Annotated in this window: 18 protein-coding genes and 2 tRNA genes; 14 read left to right on the top strand and 6 right to left on the bottom strand. The window is 42.8% G+C overall.

Features of this window, described 5'->3' with window-relative positions; all coding sequences use genetic code 11:
- Positions 1-76: transfer RNA gene (locus JMY06_RS10510), tRNA-Val, on the bottom strand.
- A gap of 342 nt (positions 77-418) precedes the next feature.
- On the opposite strand from JMY06_RS10510, the gene JMY06_RS10505 reads away from it, so the two are divergent.
- The 7 genes from JMY06_RS10505 to JMY06_RS10475 all read left to right on the top strand — a co-directional run bounded on the left by JMY06_RS10505 (position 419) and on the right by JMY06_RS10475 (position 10,574).
- Complete coding sequence (locus JMY06_RS10505; protein WP_201618217.1) at positions 419-2,056, top strand: cardiolipin synthase; 1,638 nt, start codon at positions 419-421, stop codon at positions 2,054-2,056.
- Between the two features lie 75 nt (positions 2,057-2,131).
- Complete coding sequence (locus tag JMY06_RS10500; RefSeq protein WP_227672299.1) at positions 2,132-3,532, top strand: tetratricopeptide repeat protein; 1,401 nt, start codon at positions 2,132-2,134, stop codon at positions 3,530-3,532.
- Between the two features lie 128 nt (positions 3,533-3,660).
- Positions 3,661-5,205 carry a 3-deoxy-D-manno-octulosonic acid transferase gene (locus tag JMY06_RS10495; RefSeq protein ID WP_201618216.1) on the top strand — a complete coding sequence of 515 codons (1,545 nt, stop codon included), beginning with the start codon at positions 3,661-3,663 and terminating at the stop codon, positions 5,203-5,205.
- 58 nt (positions 5,206-5,263) lie between these two features.
- Positions 5,264-6,043 carry a 16S rRNA (uracil(1498)-N(3))-methyltransferase gene (locus JMY06_RS10490; RefSeq protein ID WP_201618215.1) on the top strand — a complete coding sequence of 260 codons (780 nt, stop codon included), beginning with the start codon at positions 5,264-5,266 and terminating at the stop codon, positions 6,041-6,043.
- Positions 6,044-6,217: 174 nt separating this feature from the next.
- Positions 6,218-7,366, top strand: coding sequence for an extracellular solute-binding protein (locus JMY06_RS10485; RefSeq protein WP_201618214.1), 1,149 nt, complete (start codon positions 6,218-6,220; stop codon positions 7,364-7,366).
- Positions 7,367-7,476: 110 nt separating this feature from the next.
- A complete protein-coding gene (locus JMY06_RS10480) occupies positions 7,477-9,141 on the top strand; it encodes an ABC transporter permease (protein ID WP_201618213.1) in 1,665 nt (554 codons plus the stop codon).
- Positions 9,142-9,260: 119 nt separating this feature from the next.
- Positions 9,261-10,574, top strand: a complete 1,314-nt coding sequence (locus JMY06_RS10475) for an ABC transporter ATP-binding protein (protein ID WP_201618212.1) — start codon at positions 9,261-9,263, stop codon at positions 10,572-10,574.
- Positions 10,575-10,611: 37 nt separating this feature from the next.
- On the opposite strand, the gene JMY06_RS10470 is transcribed toward JMY06_RS10475, so the two are convergent.
- Positions 10,612-11,487, bottom strand: a complete 876-nt coding sequence (locus tag JMY06_RS10470; protein ID WP_227672297.1) for a methyltransferase domain-containing protein — start codon at positions 11,485-11,487, stop codon at positions 10,612-10,614.
- Positions 11,488-11,549: 62 nt separating this feature from the next.
- Positions 11,550-11,825: a hypothetical protein gene (locus JMY06_RS10465; protein WP_201529559.1), complete on the bottom strand. Its 276-nt coding sequence runs from the start codon at positions 11,823-11,825 to the stop codon at positions 11,550-11,552.
- A 224-nt stretch (positions 11,826-12,049) separates the two neighbouring features.
- Between JMY06_RS10465 and JMY06_RS10460 the strand changes: the two genes are divergently transcribed.
- The 6 genes from JMY06_RS10460 to JMY06_RS10435 all read left to right on the top strand — a co-directional run bounded on the left by JMY06_RS10460 (position 12,050) and on the right by JMY06_RS10435 (position 20,780).
- Positions 12,050-13,765 (top strand): alpha/beta hydrolase family protein, encoded by a 1,716-nt coding sequence (locus JMY06_RS10460; protein ID WP_201618210.1) that lies wholly within the window; start codon positions 12,050-12,052, stop codon positions 13,763-13,765.
- 405 nt (positions 13,766-14,170) lie between these two features.
- Positions 14,171-16,930, top strand: a complete 2,760-nt coding sequence (gyrA, locus tag JMY06_RS10455; RefSeq protein WP_201529563.1) for a DNA gyrase subunit A — start codon at positions 14,171-14,173, stop codon at positions 16,928-16,930.
- 250 nt (positions 16,931-17,180) lie between these two features.
- Positions 17,181-18,251, top strand: coding sequence for an EamA family transporter RarD (gene rarD, locus JMY06_RS10450; RefSeq protein WP_201529565.1), 1,071 nt, complete (start codon positions 17,181-17,183; stop codon positions 18,249-18,251).
- A 305-nt stretch (positions 18,252-18,556) separates the two neighbouring features.
- On the top strand, positions 18,557-19,225 hold the full coding sequence (locus tag JMY06_RS10445; protein WP_201529567.1) for a glutathione S-transferase: 669 nt from the start codon (positions 18,557-18,559) through the stop codon (positions 19,223-19,225).
- 67 nt (positions 19,226-19,292) lie between these two features.
- Positions 19,293-19,583: a hypothetical protein gene (locus JMY06_RS10440; RefSeq protein WP_227672295.1), complete on the top strand. Its 291-nt coding sequence runs from the start codon at positions 19,293-19,295 to the stop codon at positions 19,581-19,583.
- A 63-nt stretch (positions 19,584-19,646) separates the two neighbouring features.
- Positions 19,647-20,780: a ribonuclease Z gene (locus tag JMY06_RS10435; protein ID WP_201529569.1), complete on the top strand. Its 1,134-nt coding sequence runs from the start codon at positions 19,647-19,649 to the stop codon at positions 20,778-20,780.
- Positions 20,781-20,841: 61 nt separating this feature from the next.
- On the opposite strand, the gene JMY06_RS10430 is transcribed toward JMY06_RS10435, so the two are convergent.
- A complete protein-coding gene (locus JMY06_RS10430; RefSeq protein WP_201529571.1) occupies positions 20,842-21,846 on the bottom strand; it encodes an ATP-binding protein in 1,005 nt (334 codons plus the stop codon).
- 95 nt (positions 21,847-21,941) lie between these two features.
- Between JMY06_RS10430 and JMY06_RS10425 the strand changes: the two genes are divergently transcribed.
- Positions 21,942-23,048 carry a protein kinase domain-containing protein gene (locus tag JMY06_RS10425; protein ID WP_201529573.1) on the top strand — a complete coding sequence of 369 codons (1,107 nt, stop codon included), beginning with the start codon at positions 21,942-21,944 and terminating at the stop codon, positions 23,046-23,048.
- A gap of 10 nt (positions 23,049-23,058) precedes the next feature.
- Here JMY06_RS10425 and JMY06_RS10420 read toward each other — a convergent pair whose 3' ends face one another.
- Positions 23,059-23,586 (bottom strand): hypothetical protein, encoded by a 528-nt coding sequence (locus tag JMY06_RS10420; protein WP_201618209.1) that lies wholly within the window; start codon positions 23,584-23,586, stop codon positions 23,059-23,061.
- A 233-nt stretch (positions 23,587-23,819) separates the two neighbouring features.
- A tRNA-Leu gene (locus tag JMY06_RS10415) sits at positions 23,820-23,904 on the bottom strand.
- Between the last annotated feature and the right edge of the window lie 104 nt (positions 23,905-24,008).

Genomic DNA, 24,008 nt, shown 5'->3' with positions numbered 1-24,008 from the left:
TGGTGGGTGATGACGGGTTCGAACCGCCGACATTCTGCGTGTAAGGCAGACGCTCTACCAACTGAGCTAATCACCCTCAAGGAATCCTTTAAATAGGATTTCTTAGAAGTTCAATTCTCTAAAGGTGTCACGTTCTAGAATTATAAAACTTCCAACAGCTTAAAGCTCATTAAAGCCCTCTGCTGTGGGTGTGTATTATATAGATTTACATTGGTCTGTCAAATAGTATTTTACACATTTTTTAAATTAGTCGTGATTAGGCAGTAAAAGCACAAGGTAAGAATGAATGCTGGCTACACAGTTACCTATTGTGTGATAGCCAAAAGCCACTATACTATTAGCGTTTTAACTATTAGCTAGCATTTTGGTAATTGTAATCATAATTAGTTGTATTCGGTTATATGAGTCGTATTGGTTTATGGAGGTTAATATAGACGGTTTAGCTACTGAGCAGCAACTTGCATCGTGGTCATGGACCGATATTGCAGGGTTTGGGTGGATATTACATATTATCCTCATGATAGTGATGACTTTGCGTATTGTCTCCGTACAGCGCAACATTGGCGTGGCGATTGCATGGATAGCAGTATTGTATACGCTGCCTGTGGTGGGGCTGGTTGCTTATATTTTAGTTGGTGAGCCGATGATTGGCCGCCGCTACCGCCAGCGCATGGATCAGGCGCGGCTGCTGATGAATGAGATGGCGGAGCGTGAAAGTTTGGTTTTCGATAAGGGCCAAGAGCTGCTCCCTGAGAATTACCGAGGTGTTAGTCGAATTGGTACTCGCTGGACGGGGTTCGGTGTATTTTCAGATCATGACATGCAGCTATTGACTCATCCCAATGCTATTTTCGAGCGTTTGATTGATGATATAGAAGGCGCTCAACATACTATTCTAATGGAGTTTTATATTATTTACCCCAAAGGGCAGGTGCTAGATGTGGTGCAAGCCTTAATGGCAGCTGCTCAGCGCGGGGTAGAGTGCCACATTCTCATAGATAGTGTGGGGAGTTTTAGCTTTTTTAATAGTAATGAGCATCACGAATTAGAGCGTGCTGGCGTTTCTGTACATCAATCGTTGCCAGTAGGATTGTTTAAAACCTTACTTAAGCGTTCTGATCTGCGAAATCATCGTAAGATTGTCGTTATTGATGAATATATTGGTTATATCGGTAGTTTTAACTTAGTCGATCCGAAATTTTTTAAACAAGATAAAGATGTTGGTCAATGGATTGATGTGGCGATACGTAGTGTCAGTCAGCAGTCAATCAGTATCGCGACTGCGATGGCTAAGGTGGTGGTCACCGATATTGGTGCTGAAAATAGGGATAATCTAGATGCGTTGCATCAACGCGTGAATAGTTATACACGTAAGTTGTATGTGCAGCATCCAACCATCAATGATATGAACAGTCGGATAAAGGTGCTAAAAGAAGCCGTCGATTATATTGAGCAGCCGAGCACGGGTGCGACATCGATTGTGATTCCGCAGATGCCTGTAGTAAAGGGTGTAGTGGCACAGCTGATTCCCTCAGCGCCGCAAGTGACCGCTCATGTAATTTATAATACTTTGGTGACCATTATCCACCGCGCCAATAAGCGTATTCAAATTACCACCCCGTATTTTGTTCCCGATGAAGCGCTGTCAGGGGCGCTGGTAACGGCAGCTAAGCGTGGGGTGGATGTGACCCTTATTATTCCTGAAAAGGTCGATTCATTTCTAGTACAGCACGCCTCGCAAGCGTATTATCAAGAATTGTTAGAAGCGGGGGTGACCATTGCGTTATTTAAAGGCGGACTACTACATGCCAAAACGGTAATTATCGACGATGATTACTGTTTGTTTGGTACGGTCAATATTGATATGCGCAGTTTTTATTTAAATATGGAAGTCAGTTTGGCAATTTATACGCCGGAGATGGTCGCGCAAGTCGCTGACTGTCAGGAATCCTATTTGCAAAGCTGCCGTTTTATGGGCTTAGAGGAGTGGGAGCAGCGCCGTGATTATGAGCGCTTGTTCGATAATGTCGTGCGATTGTTTAGTCCTTTATTGTAGCGATTTAGATTTTAGTTTAGGATAACTGCCAACTAATCGCTGCTCACTTATTTTATAAAAGGATGGGCTTGCCTTATGCCTGCTATGTCTACAACGTCCTTACCTAAAACGCCGCTCGATTATGTCGCAGAAGGCTATTGGCAAGATTTCTTAGCCAATCGTCCTATCGCTGGTGACATTGCTTATGAAGCGGCGCTGCGTGATTGTCAATTAGATGAATCGATGTTGAGCTTACAACGGCTTGATACGCTGTTATTACAAATACGCCGTGATATGATTAAGTCTAATATCTGGGATGAAAAAGCGCTACTGGCTGATGAGCGTTATCGTAATTTTCTGATATTTTTAGCATTTTATACGGGACGGGTGCTGGCAAGACAATGGCAAAATATGCCGCATTGGTATGGTCAATTTGAATTGCGCACCCGTTATCCTAAGTTGCCACTGATAACCGATGATTTTTATCAGCATATGGCGGTATTGTATAAAGAAGCTTCTATGCAAGGTAATGATACAAAAGCTGCTATCAATGACGAGGCAGTTGCGCCGGTGTTTTTTGCTTTAGAGCCGATAGGAATGCGCTTATTTGGACATATTGATCGGCAGTTTCAAGCAGTACAAGGCGGACTAGTTGCCAGCGGTCTATATCAAGCAGTTCATGCATTATTACCTAATGCTACGGCTGCTGCAATTAATACAGTGTCTGTTATGCCAAATACTGTTGTCAACGCGGATATTACGGCAACTTCAATAAGTAAAAACCCCATAAAGAAAAACTCCCATGCAGGCCAAGCTATTGTTAATACATCAGAAAATGTGTCTGTTGTGCCATCAAAACCAGTACCAACAATATCGCCAACCCCAACGCCCGAAATTTTTACTCAACTCCTTACTGAATTGGATGAGATTGAAGTGGTACAAACAGCGGGCAATAGCGATTATCAACAAGCACGCAAAATCCTCGACCAGTTTGAGCGTCATATAGTCAAGCAGCATAAACCACGCGCCCAAGTGATATTTTCAGAGAAGCACCAAGCGTCACGTAAGCAAACCCTTGTCCTACTAAAAAAATCTGCAACGGCTGGCAATACTGCGGCGATGCTCCGATTGGCTATGTATGAGCTATTAGGTGAAGGCCTGTTAATAGACAATCCAGAGAATGAAGCTGCCGCTAAAGAGAACGGTGTTAACTGGGTTAAACAGGCCGCTAGCACTAAGGATAGCCGCGCCCAGCGTTTGCTAAGTCGAATGTATTATCAAGGAATAGGCGTGCCACAAGATATTAATAATGGCAAACATTGGCTTGAACAAGCGGCTGAAAACGGTCATCTCGAGGCGGCGGGTCTTGTGGCACAATGGCAGCAGGCGCAAATATTGATTACGACGCGAAAGCAAGAAGAACATAGCTTTAAGCGTTATCAGCTTTTGATTGGGGTAGTGGTAGTAGGCGCTTTGTTATTAATTATCTTTGTGTAATGGTCTTATCTTTTAGTCTATCCATTATCAATATAAGCTTTCTCCTGCCATCTTCTTACCTACCACCGCAAAAATTAGCGTCTGAATCTGAGCCGTTGAAATTTGTAAATTAGCTGAATAATCATACTATGGAAATCATCTCTACACAAATAACCAAGCGCCCTGTCATTAGCCCACCTTGGTATTATCGACTGGTTATTAGCCTATTAAAGCCCTTGTATCGTCTGCAAGTATGGCAACGCTCGCATAAGCGTGATAACTATCAGCAAGAGGTGGCGCAGCGTTTTGGTAAGCACTATCCACCACGTCCAGTTACTCAAGCTACAACTAATCATAAAATAATTTGGTGTCATGCAGTCTCGTTGGGCGAGACCAATACGGTTGCGCCCTTGTTAGATAAATTGCTCCAGCAGGGCTATCAGATTTGGCTGACCAATACCACTCAGACTGGTTTTGCACGTGGTGCCAGCCATTTTGCAGAGGATATTGCCCAAGGACGCATGAGTCACAGTTATGTGCCGGTAGACACTCCGGCGGTTATTAAGACGTTTTTAGCGCATGTACAACCGGTTGCCGCTTTATTTGTCGAAACTGAGTTGTGGGCAAATATTTTAACGGTCCTCTCACAGCAGAGTATTCCCAGTATATTAGTCAATGGACGCCTATCAGCAGCGTCTTTTGGCCGTTACCAAAAAATTAGCGCGGTCAGCCAAAGCATGATGCAAAACCTAACGCTAATCATTGCCCAAGACGAGGAGTCGGCTCAGCGCTTTCAACAATTGGGTGGTCATAGTTCGCAAGTTCGGGTAGCGGGTTCGCTTAAATGGGTGATTAATTCTCCTAAGATAACTCATAGTAATAATGAGGCTTTCAATCAAAATATAGACCAAGTGATAGCAGAAAAAAATTCCATTGCTCTTGAGCAGAAATCTGCTAATAAAAAACCTGCAGATATTGATTTACACCATTTAAAGCGCCCCATCTGGATAGCCGCAAGTACCCATAGTGGTGAGGAAGATATCATGCTGTCATTACAGCAGCAAGTTTCAGCCATACCTGAACTTAGTGAGACCCTGTTAATTATTGTGCCAAGACACCCTGAACGCTTTGATGAAGTCGCGGCCCTTATCCAGAAGTCAGGATTGAGCATGGCGCGGCGTAGTATTAATGAGACCGTCTCAGCGCAGACGCAAGTTTATCTCGCTGATAGTATGGGTGAGCTAATGACTTGGTTTGCGCTGGCTGATGTGGCGCTAGTCGGCGGCTCCTTGGTTGATATTGGCGGCCATAATCCTGTTGAGCCGGCAAGTGTGGCAACGCCCGTATTGATGGGTCGCTATACGCAATCGTGTCAAACCGTAGTGGATAAGCTTGCTGGCGTCGGCGCGTTGTATCAGCCTCATAATGATTTTTATCGTCCCATAACTGTTAATGGACAGTTTGCAAAAGAGGATGAATCCGAGCGTATTCAACAAATTTCTGACGCTGATGCCGATATTGAAGATAGTGCACTTATTTATGAACAACTGCAATTTTGGCTGAGTCATTTATATATTGCTAAGCAGGCAGGACAGGCAGGCGTAGAGTTAGCAGAGCAACAGCAAGCGGTACTTACGCGCCAGTTGCTGATGATTGAAGATGTCATTGAGCAGTTTGTAATTGCTGACGAATAAATACTACTAACAACCTTTACTAATAACCGTCCTTCATCCTAAGTAAGCACCTGCCCTTATGAATTGTATTTTATTGCCTGCTACCAATTTTTCATTGCCCTTTGCCTATATTAACGCACCTGCCCAAATTGAGCATATTAATAACGTATTAGGTGCAAAGGTTGGCGATACTCTGAAAATAGGTCAGCTTGGCGGCAATCTTGGTACTGCAGTTATTAATGAAATTGTCTTTGATAATATTCAGCTGCATGATGTGCAGTTAGATAATCTGCCGCCTGCTAAACTTGATGTGACGGTGATTTTGGCATTACCGCGTCCCAAAGTATTACGGCGCTTGATTATGGATATGACCGCGCTTGGTGTGCGTGATATTGTCCTGATTAATAGCTATCGCACCCAAAAAAGTTATTGGCAAAGTCCATTATTAGCAAGGCTTGATGAGTTCGTATTGGAAGGTCTACAACAAGGCGTTGATACGATTGCGCCGCACATTCGCTTACAAAAACGCTTTAAGCCTTTTGTGGAAGATGAGCTGGCAAGTTTGATTACTCATCATGCCATCGTCGCGCACCCTTATAGTGAGCTGTCGTTATTGTCATATTTGCAGCAGCTCGCCTTATCTCAAAATGAAGATTATCCTATCAAAACCAACTTAGTTAAAAACACAGTATTACCAAGCGTGGTTTGTATTGGTGCTGAAGGGGGTTGGGTTGATTACGAGATTGAGCTATTTGCCGCGCAAGGATGTCGGGCGGTCAATATCGGCACGCGAGTATTACGTACGGAGGCTGCAGTGAATGTGATTCTCGGACATTGGTTGCTACACAGTTCGGTCTAGGAGTGTAATTACACTCCTAGATAAATGTATTGATAACTAATCTCATTTATATTAGTATGTTACTTTTGGTTTTTATCATTTTATGATTAACATCTCTTAAGTTTTTCTTATCCATTAGCAGTTGATTAACTAATTTTACCTCATCTACTTATTGCACTATCTATGGAGAAAATCATGTCGTTGAATGCGGCTACAGCATTGCCATCTTTTACTCGCCCTGTGAAGGCCACCTTATCTATTGCTGTATTTAGCTTGATGTTAGGTTTGGTTGGTTGTAATAAAGCGGAAACGCCCGAGCAAGGTGCTGATGCCGCTGCGCCAGTAGAAACTACCGCACCAGTAGCTGGACAAGATGCCGCTACCGATGGCGTTGCAACGACTAACAGTGACCAAGTGGTTACCATTTATTCTTCACGTAATGAGCAGTTAATTAAGCCTTTGTTAGATAAATATACCGAAGAGACTGGCGTAAAGATTGAGCTGGTCACGGATAAAACGGGTCCACTAATGGCGCGTCTAGATGCTGAAGGTAAGAACACTCCAGCAGATATACTATTAACGGTTGATGCCGGTAACTTATGGCAAGCGGCGCAGCAAGGCTTATTGCAACCAGTCTCTTCTACTATTTTAGAGAGCAATGTCCCTGCTAAATATCGCGATCCAAAAGGTCTATGGACCGGTTTGTCATTACGCGCACGTACCATTTTTTATGACCCAAGCAAAGTTGATGCCGCTCAGTTATCTACTTATGCTGATTTGGCCGATCCAGAATGGAAAGGCAAGCTATGCTTACGTACCTCGAAAAAGGTTTATAATCAGTCGCTAGTTGCTAGCATGATGGAGCATTTGGGCACAGAGAAAACCGAACAAGTCATTCGTGGTTGGGTTGATAACTTAGCAACCGACGTATTCAGTGATGACGTTAGCATGTTAGAGGCGATTGCTGCTGGTCAGTGTGAAGTCGGTATTGCTAACAGCTATTATTATGGTCGTCTGCTTGATGAGAAACCTAATTTCCCAGTAAAAATATTTTGGGCCAACCAAGATACTACCGGTACGCACGTAAACATTTCTGGTGCTGGGGTGATCGCAAACTCAGACAATCCAGATGGCGCGCTTAAAGTGATGGAATGGCTGTCTTCTGATAAAGCACAAGGTCTCTATGCTAGTGCTGATAAAGAGTTTCCTGTAAAAGAAGGTGTCGATGAGTCAGAGCTACTCAGATCATGGGGTCCGTTCAAGCAGGATGATATTAATGTACAAAAATTTGGCGAGTTACAGACCCAAGCAATCCAAATGATGGATAAAGCAGGGTATAAATAAGCGCATAAGCGTACATAGCTATTACAACCTAGACTTTATAATTTAGCCTTTATGCGTCTGACATGGTAATAATTTTATGATGACAATAGTTTTATGATGGTAATGATTCTATGATGACAACACCAAAATTGCCCGTTCGTCAAGACGATACTGTCAATAACAACCAGGCTGTCAGCCAAGATCATACAGTCGGCAAGCGTATTACCTCGAAATCAGTCTTAGGACTGATTTCGTTGTTTATGCTCGTACCGATTTTAATCGTGCTGTTATCGTGGACGCAACCGGTAGCCGATATTTGGACGCACATGCGTGAGTATGTGCTGCCGCAAGTGCTCAAAAATACGGCAATACTATTACTGATGGTCACGACAATCTCCGGTAGTATTGGTACGGCATTAGCATGGGTCACGAGCATGTACCGCTTCCCCGGACAGCGGTTTTTTTCGTGGGCGTTAATGTTACCGCTGGCGATACCGGCTTATGTGCTAGCCTTTGTCACCATAGGAATCGTTGATTTTAGCGGGCCGCTACAGACCGGTTTGCGAGATATGGGTATCAGTACGGCGATACCCTCAGTGCGCAATATATGGGGCGCAGGTTTAGTGTTATCGCTGGCATTTTATCCTTACGTTTATCTGCTGGCACGCCAAGCTTTTTTATCGCAAGGTCGCCGTGCCATTGAAGCGGGTCAAATGCTGGGGCTTAGCCGTAGTCGAGTATTCTTTCGTCTGGCTTTACCGCAAGCGTTGCCTTGGATTGTTGGTGGGCTGTTGCTGGCTACAATGGAAACTCTCGCTGATTTTGGGGCGGTATCAGTATTTAATGTCGATACTTTTACTACGGCGATTTATAAAGCGTGGTTTGGATTCTTTAGTTTGACCACTGCCGCTCAATTGGCTGCCTTGCTCATTGGGGTGGTATTTATCGTGGTATTGTTTGAGCAGTATTGGCAAGCCAAGCGCGGTAATGCGATCAGCCAAGGTAGCAACCGTCGCTTTGAGGCCAGTAAGCCGGCTAAATGGGCGATGTCATTGCTATGTACAGTGGTGTTTCTAATTGCCTTTCTGATACCATTTTTACAGCTGGTCTATTGGACAGCGATGAATTTTCGTCAAGATTTTGATGCGCGTTATATTGGTTTTGTCACTAATAGTTTATTGATAGCGACTATGACCACGCTATTCATTGCGGTTCTGGCTATTATTATTGCGTGGGTTAAGCGCCAATATCCGGATAAATCTACCAAATTAATGACTACGTTAGCCAATTTAGGCTATGTGGTACCGGGAACGGTATTAGCCGTCGGGGTATTTATTCCGATTGCTTGGCTAGACAATCAACTCATTTCTTTTGGCGTCACTTCGCATCAGGTTCTTTCAGGTAGTGTTATTGTGATGCTGCTGGCTTTATCCACCCGCTTTATGACCGTGAGTTTTCAGCCAGTAGACCGTCAGCTCCAACGCTTGACGGTTAACCAAGAAGCGGCGGCTAAATTGCTTAGTGACAGCCCATTGCAACGCTGGCGACAAGTGGTGTTACCGGTGCTCAGTCCCGGGGTGCTGACTGCATTGTTGATGGGCTTTGTTGAAGTGATGAAAGAGATGCCCATCACCTTAATGACACGGCGGCAAGGCTGGGATACGCTAGCAGTTCGAGTATTTGAGATGACCAGTGAAGGTATGTGGGGAAGGGCCGCATTGCCAAGCTTACTCATTGTGATGGTTGGCTTGATTCCAGTATGGATATTGCTGCGTCAAAGTGATAGAACAGGTTAATCCTATCGGCTATTGTCTACAGCACAGCTTATAATAATTCTGGCTCAGTTGGCTTGTTGTTATTATTATTATTGTTAGTTATTATTATTTTACTCATTAATCGCTTATTGGTACCGTCTATGTATACTGACCTCATGAACGACTCGACAGACCAGCCAGACCCAAAGTTTGCCAACAAAAAGGCGCGACTTGATTATGAACGTCAATCGCCAGCAGCTATAACTAAAGCGCCGCCAGCTCAGAAGAATGAGATTTCTAATCCAGACAATAATCATCAATTAAATACTAAGAGAAATAGCGTCACTGATGAGCCTTATTTTAGTGTACAAGATTTGGTAGTTGGTTATGATAAGACGACGGTAGTAAATGGGCTATCGTTAACCTTACAACAAGGCGAGATTGGTTGCTTTTTGGGTTATAGCGGCTGCGGAAAAACCACAGCACTTCGAGCTATTGCAGGGTTAGAACCCACGCGGGTTGGCATTATCAGCTTAAATGAGCAGCGCTTAACAGAACAGTCTAAAGGCACCTCATTTACCGTTGCGCCTGCCAAGCGTGGCATGGGTATGGTCTTTCAAGATTATGCGTTATTTGGACATTTAAGCGTCGCCAAAAATATTGGCTTTGGCCTGAATAAATGGTCAGCGGCGGATAGAAAGGTACGCGTCGCTGAGATGTTAGAGCTGGTTGAGCTGAGTGAACACGCTGATAAGCGCCCGACTGAATTGTCCGGCGGCCAACAGCAGCGCGTTGCTTTAGCACGAGCCTTAGCACCAAAACCTAAACTATTATTACTTGATGAGCCATTTTCTAACCTAGATGTAGTGCTGCGCGAGTCGCTGGCAATGAGTGTGCGCGATATTCTTAAGCGTACCAATACCACTGCGATTTTGGTCACTCATGATCAAAACGAAGCTTTTGCCTTAGCGGATAAAGTTGGGGTGATGAATGAGGGTAGATTGGTTCAATGGGCAACGCCAACTGAGTTATATCATGAGCCGGTCAGCCCTTTTGTCGCTGAGTTCGTTGGTGAAGGGGCGATGATAGATGGTATTATTAAAGAGGGTCATGTTGAGACCGCGCTTGGTGATATTTACCGGCGTATGGACTGCTATGATGAGGCCGGGCAGCCGCAGTATTGCGACTATGATTATCCTAATGGCACGCTGATTAAGGTGTTAGTCCGCCCTGATGATATCCTTCATGATGATGACAGTACGCAGACTGCACTAGTAGTAGGACGGGTCTTTCGCGGGGCAAACTATTTATATCGTTTGCAATTAGAGGATGGACAGACTGTATTGGCTTTGGTGTCCAGCCATCATAACCATGAAATTGGTTCGCATATCGGTATTTTACCGATGCTTAAGCACGTAGTAGTCTTCGACGAGAAGAATGTCAATGCTACTACGTGGTCAGAATACGATATGTAATAAGCCGTTGCTAAAGCGCTTATTGCAATCAAGGCAATTAAACATGGCGAGCCGCTAATATATGCAAATAGCGCCCCAATCTTTTATAAGGCTCTTTTCGTGAATAACGCAGCTCCATCCGAATCACCGCTTTGGGGTCGTTATGACCGCCGCGTTTTAACGGCGCATAATCGTGAAAGACGCGTAGACCGCTTTCTAATACAATATGATAATGATGCTGTTGTAACCACGACTCGACCTCTTGCTTGGCTACTGGATGATTCGGGGTCAAGCTTTTTTTATTGTCGGCTTTATAGTCCGTATTATCGAGTAGGTTAAAATTCCCCATAATAAGGTTGCGATAATCAAAACTTGCTGGGTTATAAAAACACAATGACAGCGCGCCTTTCTCAGTAAGCTGACTGTCAAAAAAGTCCATGATGGCTGCCGGTTCAGCTAGCCATTCAAGTAGGGCATGACACAATACCAAATCAAACTTGTCCGCTTTATTATCAACAACCAGCTTTTCTTCGAGCTGTTGATAAGGACAGACGTACCATTTTATCTCACCGAAATTCGCCGTACCGAAAGTCACTGTATTTAAAACATCGTTATCAGCGGTTGCCTTTTGTTTTTCAAAACTGGCTTTGGCTTTATCTAGCATATTAGCTGAGATATCGTTGACTACGACGCTATGACCTTGTACAGCAAGATCAATCGCTATTTGTGCCAGACCTGCACCCACATCTAAAATACGTAGCGGACGTCCAAGCGTTTTAGTCATCTGTTCGGTATACTCAAAAATATCACGGCGTAATACTGCCAGCCGAATATCACCTTTTAAGCCGCCATAGACCTTTTTTTCAAAGTGATCGGCAATCGCATCAAAGCTGCGGTCGGTGCGTGTCTCATTAGTTTTTGTTAAGTCTGGCATGTCCATATCGTTGTCATTATCGTTTGAGTGGTTATAGGTTTGATTGGGTATCACTTACTCATTTATCGACGGCGATTGATAACCCATTTAAATATCAGTTTAGATAAGGTAATGATCACAAATACCACTACTATAAACACCCAAATACCAGTCCCTTGCAAATTGGCTTGATAAGCAGAGGCGAGATAAGCTGATAATCCCATCGCAATCAGTAAAGACCCCCAGCGGATAAAAGGCAGCGCCTGGTTATTATGATTGGGAAAGCTGACAGCATAGTCGCTAGAAAAGCTGTATAACACCATTGCCAAAATCCAGACGATAGCTAAAACGATATCCATAAAAATAAATACCTATATATTAATAGATGGCTGAAGATTTAATATTAAAAAAATGAACCACTATAACTGATACTTGCATTCGGATGACGTTTGGTTACACATTCTTTGATATCTTTTAATAACATACTACGGTATAACCAGTAAGTTACAAGACACAAACCTTACTTTCATTGAATATTAAGCATGCTAAAGCCACTCTTTTATTACTGCTAAGGATAGTATTTATGACCACATCTAAGACGAATATTAAGTTCGCCAAGCAAACTAACCACTCTTCTGCCATTAGCCCAACTGTTGATTCAACTATTAATATTACTAGTAGGCCAACAATAACCCGCTGTTTACTATCCGTTGCGATAGCAAGTAGTCTGCTGCTTGTCGGTTGTGATGACGATGATGACTCTAGCGTGACTTATTCGGCCACATCTCAGTCTGTTGAAACCTTCAGTAACAGCCAAATAGATGCTGAATTATCAGAAGCAGAAACCGCTGGTCTCGGTAATACCTCGACCCCCGCTGCCAAATGCGGTGTCACGGTAGAAAAAGTCAGCTATCCAACCAAAGGTTCAGCAGGTGAGCAGACCAATGCGACTGCTGCGCTGATGCTGCCAAGCGGAGATGCTGCCGAGTGTCAAGGGGATCGCCCAGTCTTGCTATATGCTCATGGCACCACTACCGAGAAGACCTATGATTTTGCCCAAGTAGGTAACAATCAGAATCCGGCAGGCGCAAACGCAACCTTAATAGCGGCGAACTTTGCAGCGCAAGGTTATATCGTCGTCGCACCTAACTATGCAGGCTATGATAACTCTGATCTCGACTACCATCCGTATCTTGACGCCAATCAGCAGTCGTTTGATATGGTTACTGCCTTAGATAGCGCTCGCTCCATTATTAAACAGCAACAAAGTGCTAATAATAGTAAATACATTAATGTTAATGATTCTGGTAAATTATTTATTGCAGGCTATTCGCAAGGTGGGCATGTGGTTATGGCAACAGCACGTCTTTTAGAGCAGCAAAACAAGCCGGTAACTGCCATTGCACCCTCATCAGGGCCTTATGCTTTAGCAGCATTTGGGGATGCTATCTTTACGGGTAATGTAAATATCGGAGCGACAGCATTTGCACCGTTACTGGCTACTGGTTTGCAAAAGGCTTATGGCAATATCTATCAAAATCCAATGGAGATTTTTACCCCGCAATATGCAGATACTAAGCTGCCAAACGTATTAAGTTTTGAGGCACTGATAAATAATAAGAAGCTACCTGCAAACGCTTTATTTCAAACGCCACCTACTAATAACCCTGTAATTGATCAACTGCCAGAAAGTGAATTGCCTTTTGCTTCTGCCGGATTTGATAGTGTCAACTATCTTATTAATACTGAGTTTCGTGCTAAGTATGTTGCCGATGCTGTACAAAATCCTGATGGTCTAGTTCCAACCCTTGTTACTGGTATGCCAGCGGTCAACCCACAAAACAACCTTCGAAAAGCGCTAAAAGCCAATGATTTGCGCGGTTATGTGCCCACTATGCCAACGCTTATTTGTGGTGGTAACCAAGACCCGACGGTATTTTATGATTTGAATACTGGTTCAATGACAGCATTATTGCAAGGAGCAAGTGAGCAAAATCCAGCTGCTAAGCTTAACGTCACGGTATTGGATGTTGATGTGACCAATAAAGCCAAACGCCAAGATAAACTTGACCTAACTATCATTGGACAGGCATCTATGAACTCATGGAATGTTCAAACGGTCGCTAACAGTGTCCAAGCTAATTTTGCTGACAGAGTTGAACAAGTCATCTCTAATGCAGTACAGCAAGGCAATTCACCTGACGTCGCTTTTTTAAGCAGCTATCATGGCGGTCTAGTAAACACTGCTTGTAACCAAGCGACGCGTGAGTTCTTTAATCAAGAGTTTGCTCAACTGTAAGATGGGCGGGGTAGCGAACTGCTTGAAATAGGGCAAGTTTGTCTGCAAAAATGGTAAAATTAGTCAGTCTAAAAAGATATGTTGCTAGGACAAACTTAACATCCACTAATTTTGTAGAAAACCTACTACGAGTGACCTGATTTGCTTAAGCTTAATGACGCGCAAATGCCCCTAAATAGGCAAATTTGTGCTAAAATAGCTTCTTTTATTCAACATTAAAACTATCGCTATTTCCCTATCATTTTGCACGCTTTGTAGCGCTTTTTTATGGATTGTATTTGGGCAGTAGCTGCGCGTTTGTGCAGTTATGTTTAACTATACTATTGGCTGTAATTGTAAGCCTTCTATACAAACTACAAAACAGAACTGCAAGATAGCGAAAGGGATGCGAATGAAGGAATGTATATGAGCGAATCGGTCAGTCCTATTGGCATCGTCGATGAATTAAAGCAATCCTATTTGGATTATGCGATGAGCGTGATTGTCTCGCGCGCGCTACCTGATGTGCGTGATGGATTCAAGCCAGTACACCGCCGTGTGATGTTTGCAATGCACGTATTGTCTAATGATTATAATAAAGCTTATAAGAAATCAGCACGTGTAGTTGGGGACGTCATCGGTAAATACCACCCGCATGGTGACAGTGCAGTATACGATGCGATTGTACGCATGGCGCAGGATTTTAGCTTGCGTTATCCGATGGTCGATGGTCAGGGTAACTTTGGCTCGATTGATGATGATCCACCGGCAGCGATGCGTTATACCGAAGTACGTATGACCAAGCTGACCCATCAAATGCTTGCTGACTTGGATAAAGCCACCGTCGATTGGGAAGACAACTACGATGGCTCTGAGCGCATGCCAAGTGTGATGCCAGCACGTGTTCCTAACTTATTGGTCAATGGCGCGACAGGTATTGCCGTCGGTATGGCGACCAATATGGCACCGCATAACCTCACCGAAGTGATTAATGCCTGTTTGGCATATGCCAGCAATCCGCAAATCTCTGGTGAGGAGCTGATGAATCACATCTCAGGTCCTGATTTTCCTACAGGCGGTATTATTTATGGTCGTGCCGGCATTCAAGATGCCTATCGTACTGGTAAAGGCCGTCTACATATCCGTGGTCGTTATCATATCGAGTCGATGGCTGACACTGGCGTGAACCGCGACCGTGAGCGCATTGTATTCACTGAAGTGCCTTATCAAGCCAATAAAGCCAAGCTGATTGAACGTATTGCTGAGCTAGTTCGGGACAAGAAAATCGAAGGTATTAGCGAGATTCGTGATGAGTCTGATAAAGACGGTATGCGTATTGCTATTGACTTACGTCGCGGTGAAACTGCTGAAGTTATTGTAAATAACTTGTTTCTTCAGACCCCGCTTGAGTCCAGTTTTAGTATCAACATGGTGGCACTGGATGATGGTCAGCCGAAACTATTAACCTTGCGCCAGCTAATTGCTGCCTTTGTTCGTCACCGTCAAGAAGTCGTGACGCGTCGTACGATTTATGAGCTCAATAAAGCCCGTGTTCGGGGTCATTTGCTCGAAGGTTTGACCGTTGCATTGGCTAATATTGATGAGATTATTGCGACTATTAAAATTTCTGCTAGTCGCGCTATGGCCCGTGAAAACTTGCTAAATAATACGTGGGGCTCAGGTAGCGTGCAAGCGATGCTCACTGCTGCAGGTAGCCAATCAGTACGTCCTGAATTTATTGAGGGTGAAGATCCAAAAGCACCGTTTGGCTTAATCGAAGGTGCTGAAAGTTATCGCTTGTCATTAGATCAAGTCAATGCCATCTTAGAGATGCAATTGCATCGCTTAACCGGACTTGAGCAAGACAAGCTGACAGAAGAATATCAAGATTTATTACGTGAAATCGCTGGTTTAGAATCAATTCTTGGTGATTTTGATAAGCTTATGACTATTATCTCTGATGAGATGATTGAGATTCGTGAGAACTTCGGTGATGAGCGCCGTACTGATATTATTGACTCACGTACTGACTTTAGTCGTGAAGACCTTATTCCTGAACAAACGATCGTGATGACGGTATCGCGTACCGGTTATGCGAAAACCCAGCCAATCGATGATTATGTTGCCCAAAAGCGTGGCGGTAAAGGCAAGTCTGCAACCGCTATGAAAGAAGATGATGTGATTGACCATTTGGTCGTGACATCAACCCATGCAACCGTACTGTGTTTCACTGATAGTGGCCGTGTCTTTAGTTTACGTGGCTTTGAAGTTCCGATTGCCAGTCGCGGTGCGCGAGGTCGTCCACTAGTCAATCTCATTGGACTTAATAACGATGAGACCGTAACGACTATTTTACCGATTCCGCAAACGACTGATGAAGTGACCGGACGTTTTGTATTTTTCGCCACTGCTAACGGTACCGTAAAACGGGTTGAGCTTGAGCAGTTTGCCAGTATTCGCTCTAACGGTCTGATTGCTGTTGGTTTAGAAGAGGGCGATAAGTTAGTCAGCGCACGTATTACTGATGGCACACAAGATGTGATGCTGTTTGCCTCTAGTGGTAAAGCCATCCGCTTTGATGAAAACGATGCTCGCTCGATGGGTCGTACGGCAAAAGGCGTTCGCGGTATGCGCCTTGCTGACGATGAGTTTATCAAGTCGTTGGTCGTCATCGAAGATGATGTTCGAGAAATTCTGATTGCCTGTGAAAATGGCTTTGGTAAACGTACCTTTATCGAAGAATTCAATAAGCAAGGTCGTGGCGGTGGCGGTGTGATTGCTATCAAAACCAGTGCCCGTAATGGTGCACTCGTTCGCGCTACTAAGGTCGAGCCTGAAGATGATATTATCTTAATCTCAGACAAAGGTACATTGGTACGTACACCAGTTGAACACGTCGCTAGTGCGGGTCGTAATACTCAAGGTGTTACCTTAATTCGTCTGTCAAAAGATGAAAAACTCGTCGCTATGGCACGGGTTGAGCATGAAGAAGACAACAGTGAGTTAGTTGATGCTTTAAGAGAAGATGGTGTATTTGCAGTAGAGGGTCAAGAGCAAGTAGGCATAAATGCGGCGACCGATAGCACCGGTACAGCTGATATTACTAAAACTATTGATATTGCCAATGACTATAGTTTAGAAGATGGCACGTTAGACAATAATATGTTAGACGACGATACGGAATAAGTATCTAGATGAACTGCCTAGTAGAGTGGATAAATAGCTATATTTCTTGTCCATTCTGCTTTTGGCATCGTATCGTGATATATTCTAATAGGATAAACTAATATAATTTGTCCTAATGTTACATCATTATTGCCCTATTGTTATAAGAAGAAAAGCCTCCGACGTTAGCGTTTGAGGCTTTTGTTTTTTTTCTAATTAATGGTAGCGGATATCCGTTATTTTAAAAGCTTCATCTCAAAAGGCTGTTGTTATGTTGACTACCAATCAAACCTTTCAAGGATCCCTAGCATCGCTATCATCGAGTATTTTATTCTCGTTAATGTTTTTGTTTGGGCTATTTATGCAACCATTATCGGGTACGCAGGTAGCCTCATGGCGCATACTGATGATGTTATTGAGTCTGGTATTATTGGTCAGTTTTACTAAGCAGTGGCAGCATGTTTTTGATTATTTAAAAACTTTAAAGACTCCAAAAGAATGGCTATTATTTATATTACCCACCCCCATTTTAGGAGGGCAGATTTGGTTATTTATGTGGGGGCCGGTTAATGGTTTTGGTCTTGATGTCACTTTGGGTTATTTTTTATTGCCATTAGTGATGATCTTGATTGGACGATTTTTTTATCATGAGAGTATGGGTTTATTACAATGGTTGGCAGCATTATTTGCCGCGCTGGGTATTGGCTATGATATATTTCAATACGGGACGGTATCATGGGTGACTTTGTTTGCATGTTTGGGCTATCCGCCTTATTACTTGTTACGGCGCAAGCTTGCCGTACCGCCGATTACGGGCTTACTGTCTGATTTGACTTTACTGACGCCGGTAGTGTTAATCATGCTTTATAGTAATGACGGCTTTAGTATGGCAGCAGAATTTAGTAAGTTCTGGTATTTGTTGCCGCTGTTAGGGGTTTTTAGTGCGCTTGCGATGTCGCTATCGATGGTTGCTAGTAGCAAATTGCCCGTCTCCTTATTTGGTGCTTTAAGTTACCTTGAGCCTATGCTTTTGTTCGTATTATCCATTACCGTTTTGAATCAAAGTCTGGATGAGGGCGGCTCCTTGTTTATGTATGGCATGATCACTCTGGCATTACTATTCATGATTATGGAAAGTACAATGGGCTATGTTACTCGTAAGCGTGACAATCGTCTGCAAGGTTATGATAATCTACAAATTGACAGCTTTCCACCGCGTCGTCGTCCGAAAAAACATCGTATTAAAGGGGTGTTAGTGGCTCATAGATTCCGTAAAATCAAACGTTATCAGCAGAAAATTGATAAGATGATGCGCAAAATTGACCAATTGCACTCAAAATAATAGGCTTTTGCAAGAGTATGCTAAACCTCACTACATTTAATTTAAAAAGCTTAAAATGACTTAACCGGTCTAAATAGATTAGCTGTCGAGCAGAATCTTAGGATCGTTTAGTCTAATTCTGACTTGTTTAATATTGACCAGACAGACATTGTTTTTCGTAACGGTTGCGGTTACCTGTAGTGTCAAAGGTAAGTTAAGTACGCTATTATCAATAATAACAGGTTAGAACTTTACGCTATTTATCGCAATAATAGATTGCATAACTGTATTGTATAACCATAAATTTATAATTATAAGGATAGTCCATGTTACATCTTCATCATTTAGAAAATTCGCGCTCATTTCGTATTTTGTGGTTATTAGAAGAGCTTAAGGTTGACTATAAACTGACTTGCTATGACCGTACTAAAGCTTATCTAGCGCCTGATAGTTTAAAAAAAGTTCACCCGCTCGGTCACGCGCCCATATTAGAAGTGGATAATCGGGCGTTAGTCGAGTCCGGCTTTATTATCGAATATCTGCTCAAACACTACGATAAAGGGCAGATGTTTAAGCCTGCAGATGATAATGAAGCGGCGTGGGAAGCATATACTTTTTGGATGCACTTTGCCGAAGCTTCAGCAATGCCGCCATTAGTGATGCGTTTGGTATTTACTAAAGTGGTTGAAAAGTCACCGATGCTGATTAAACCTATTAGTAAAGGTATCCAAAAGCAGGTCGAAAACAGCATCATTGAGGATAGTATTACCAGTATATTGGCTATGATGGAGCAACAGCTACAAGACAATCATTGGTTTGCAGGGGCAGCCTTTAGTGCCGCTGACATTCAAATGTACTTTGTGGTAGTCGCTGCCAAAGCTCGTGCAGGATTGGATAGCGCCAAATATACTAATATATTAAATTGGCTCAAACGCTGTCAGGAGAGGGATGCCTTTAAACGTGCCGAAGATAAAGGTGGCCGTATTCAGTTCTAAGTGTTGTTTTTAGTATTTCTTACATATTGTTTTTGCTTATTAATAGAGAAAATCTCGATAAGGTAACATGATGACAGAGCGCAATAAACGAGACGGTCTTAATAAAAGCACCCTTGAAAAAGATGGCCTTGATAACAACACCCTTGATAAAAATCGACGGCATTCCGCAGAGCCTGAGGTTAATCCTCAGCAAGTTTCTATCAAGGCGTGGTCTCAGAAGATACTGGTTGCTTTATTATGTTTGGCTAGTTTTTATGGTGGCTGGAAGTCGCATGAGTCGAGCATGGTCAATCAGTGTTTTGCTAGCGGTGGACAAATAGTCGAGGGCGGCAAGACTATCTTGTGCGAAATATCGTAAAACAGAAATATCTTAAAACATAAGCTATGAGCCATAAATCATGATTAAGATGAATAGTAAACCATGCTACAACTGACATTTTTAGGTACTTCAGCCGGTGTCCCAACCAAGCAGCGTAATGTGACGGCGCTGGCTATTGAATGCCTAAACCCTTATCCGGTAGGGCCTAAGAAGAAAAATGACCATTATAATGACCAATATAATAAGAAGTCGCGGCCTTGGTTATTAGTTGATTGTGGGGAGGGGACGCAGCACCAGTTGTTACACACCAAGTTATCGCTGCATCAACTGACCGCTATTTGTATTACCCATGTACATGGCGACCATTGCTACGGTCTGCCTGGCTTGCTAGCTAGTGCTGCCATGTCAGGGCGTACTGCGTCGCTAACTCTTATCGCACCTCAAGCAATCGCTAAACTACTTGATACCTTTACTTTGACTACCGAATTATATCTTCCTTTTACCATTAACTTCATGCCGATTGAAGAAGTATTGTCTCAGCAAAACGGTACAATTAGTTTGCATTTAGGCGACCAACTAAATAACCAGCACCAGCTTGATGTTGATATCACTCCATTATCGCATCGCGTACCTTCTCATGCTTTTGGCATTACTCAAACCATCAGCCGTCGTATCCTGAATAAGGCTAAGCTCATGGCGGCAGGTATTCCGGCAAGTGCGCTATGGGGCAAATTACAACAAGGCGAAGATGTCTGTACGGAAAGCGGTCAGAAATTGCTTTCGGCAGATTACGTTGATAATGATAAGCGACGTACACGAGTGGTTGTCGCTGGAGATAATGACACACCTGCTTGTCTAACCTCTGCGTTAAATGATGCTGATTTATTGGTACACGAAGCCACTTATACCTCTGAGGTGTTGTCTAAAATTAAAGCTAAAAATCTAGACTTTGATCCGATGCATAGTAGCGCACAATTAGTCGGCAAGTTCGCTCAAAACATTGGCATTAACAATTTAATTCTGACTCACTTTAGCGCCCGTTATCAAAGCTTTGATAACTCAAACAGTCGTACAGTAAATATGGGGCATATACGCTTGGACGCTGAAAGTACCTATCAAGGTAACTTATGGCTAGCAGCAGATTTTGCTCAGTATTTGGTTAATGGCGCAGCAGAAGTAGTCGATGGAGAAATAGCGAGCCCCGTACAGTATTTAGGTTCTGCACGCGGTAATTAAAAATTAAATAGAATAATTTTGATAGACACCACTAGACTACTTTTTTGTATTTTTCAATACTCTAAGAGTCACTATCTGCATTTGCCAGTTGTTCTTTACCACTCCAATAACGGCTAAACTGATAGGCTACTCGCCCTGAGCGCCCACCACGTTCTGATGCCCAGCGTAGTGCATCTGCTCTAATGTTTTTAGCCAGTTCCTTATTTTTATTATTACTATTAACTTCATCATTAACGTTAGCATCACTATCACTATCACTATTTATATTGTTGTCTGTCATTTCCGCTGCTTGTAAGCTTAGATAATGCTCGACGATTTGCAAATAAGTCTGCTGATTCATGGGGTGAAATGATAGCCATAAGCCAAAGCGGTCGGATAATGAGACGGACTCATCAATAGTCTCATAAGGGTTGACCTCATCAGTCTGGCCATCATAAATATTGACGTTATCTTTCATCAGCTGTGGCATTAGGTGCCGACGATTACTGGTCGCATAGACCAATAGCTTGTCTTGCTCAGAATCTAGCGATCCATCCAGCACACTTTTTAGGGTACGATAGCTCTCATCTTGACTATTAAATGCCAAGTCGTCGCAATAGACCACATAGCGGCAATGACAATCGCTAGGCAGCTTATTAATAGCTGCGCGAATCTTATCTAATACCAATAGATCGTTACGAGCTATCTCAATAATACGCAGCCCCTCGTTATGATAGGCTTGCAGTAAAGCCCGAATCAATGATGATTTACCTGCACCACGTGTACCAGTCATGAGCACATGATTGGCAGGATACCCTTTTAGGAATTGGCGCGTATTTTGTATTAGCTTAGATTTTTGGGTATCAATACCATGCAAGTCATCTAAGCTTAAGAATAAGTTGACCGCTAACGGCTCTAGATGTCCGCTATGTCCACCAACCCAGCGATAGGCCAGTTGAGTTGGGTCAATCTCAATGGTTGGCGTTACTTGCTGCTGTAAATACTGGTTCAGTAAATCTAGCAAAGGGGCTGGCAGTGCGTAAGGGGGTGATGGTTCAGATGAGTATAACTTAGATGAAGAGGACATAATTACTCTATCGTTAATAAAAAATTGGTGTTGCGTTTAAAATCAGTATTATATTTAATAGTGCGGTAGCAGCTTTATAAAGGGTCGACTGTACCATGAAAAATAGTGCCAGTAATCCGTCTATAACACAAGCTTTACGTACTCGAGCCATACAGTTATTGCCTATCTTGACGGCTGAGCTTATGGATTTAGGTTATCATAAAATCTCTCATCAGCGTATCAGCCAGCAAGATCAGTATACCAAGACCGTGATCTATCAAGGAGCTATTTACCAGGGATTGACACGCGCTTGGCATAAGCAGTTTGGTCGCGTGATGATTAAATGGGAATTAAGTCCTTATAATGATGATGCTAATCATGATATCGCTAATTATAATGCACCCAATCACAGTATATCTGACCTTAGCCATGAAATAGCTGTCCTGCAAACCTTGCATAAGTCACTACAAACGCAAGCTCAAAATAACGTCACAATCAAATTGTCTATCGCGCCGCCCATATGGGCTTATAAAAGCTTGAGCGTAAATATAATAAATCAAAATCATTGGCTCACGATGCTAGTTATGCCTTATTATCCGCATGGTAGTTTGGCGTATCGGCTTAAAGATAAAGAATATCCATTATTAACAGGTAAGCAAAAACGGCAACTTATAATACAAGCCGCGCACCTTATAACCAATCTACATTATAGCGGTTGGCTACATAACGATATCAAGCCTAGTAATATTTTGCTAAACGGCTCTTTTTTACTAAATAATTCTTTATCAAATAATACTGATTATGGCAGCATAATACCTAAATTATTGCTCACCGATTTTGCTTTAGCCAATCGCTTTGGTGAAGGCTTCGATAAAAGCGTTAATAAAGACTCTAATCAAGAGTGCACAATAAATGCTGCTGGCACGGCGGCTTATCTCGCCCCCGAACGCTGGCAAGGGCAGAGTGCAACACAGCAAAGTGATATCTATGCGTTTGGGATAACGATGTATGAAGTCTTAGCAGGCCGGCGACCGTTCAAGGTTGTGCCGAAAAGTAGTGAGCCGTCAAAAGCATGGGCTATCGAGCATTGTCAAACGCCAATTCCAGTACTACCGGAACAGTACCTTTATTATCAGCTTATTGTTAATAAGGCATTGGCGAAGCGGGTTGAGCGGCGTTATAAAAGTATGGAGGAAGTGTTGAGTGATTTGGAAGAATTTTAGATAAAGCATATTACTGGTAGTCTTGATAGAGTGCCTCAACAGGTTTGTCATTAACAATGCTTTGACACTGGCTAAACTGCGCATTAAATGTATTTCTCATCTCATTTATCTGGCCAATATCCATTGGGTCCGCATCAGAATAATAAGTTTTAGAGGCAGCAGCATAAAGACCTAACGTATCTAGCGCCTCATCGCAAATTTCAAAAGGTGCAATAGTTGGCATGCGACTAACATTCACATTATCCATAATTCTATAGGTATTGTTTACAGTACTTCCTAAGAGGTTAATATCTTTAGTATCAATCGCTTTTTCCAGACCAGTTTTTAAAACGGTTAACTTCTCTAGCAGTATCTCTGCGTCATGGTGAAAGCCCTTAAAACTTTCTAAACTTATCATAAGCTTAGTGTCTGAATTAATATCAACATTAACTGTATCGGTATTTGTTGAGGTATCAGGTTTAAACAAGCTTCGAAGCCCCACAAGGCCACCTGCTAACAGTACCAAGAAACCTACTGACATCCAAAATCCTTTATTCATTGTTTTAACCTAGACACTTTATACCTTTAATAGATAGTTGTTAGTATGGCACAATTTATTATTACTAATTTATCTGCTTAAGTATTCTTCTGTTTGAATGCTCTGTGTTATTGATTAATACTCAAACCCTAAACACAAAAAAACCTGCTTAATAGCAGGTTTAATTTGATATATGTTTGAGACAACCGTTTTATAAATTAATATCTATAAAACTATAAGTCACTATCGAAAAATGGTGGGGCTGGAGAGACTCGAACTCTCACACCTTTCGGCGCCAGAACCTAAATCTGGTGCGTCTACCAATTCCGCCACAGCCCCATTCTCGTTACTCTATCATCGTTAACATCTAAAATCAAATGTCATCCAAATAGATAACTGATTCGGTAGTGAGTCTCAGTGGTTGGCATTATATAGATTTTGGA

This window comes from Psychrobacter urativorans, assembly GCF_904846675.1.
Lineage (GTDB): Bacteria > Pseudomonadota > Gammaproteobacteria > Pseudomonadales > Moraxellaceae > Psychrobacter > Psychrobacter urativorans_B.
The sequence above is the reverse complement of the archived record's forward strand: the minus strand, read 5'-3'. Positions and strand labels throughout refer to the sequence as shown.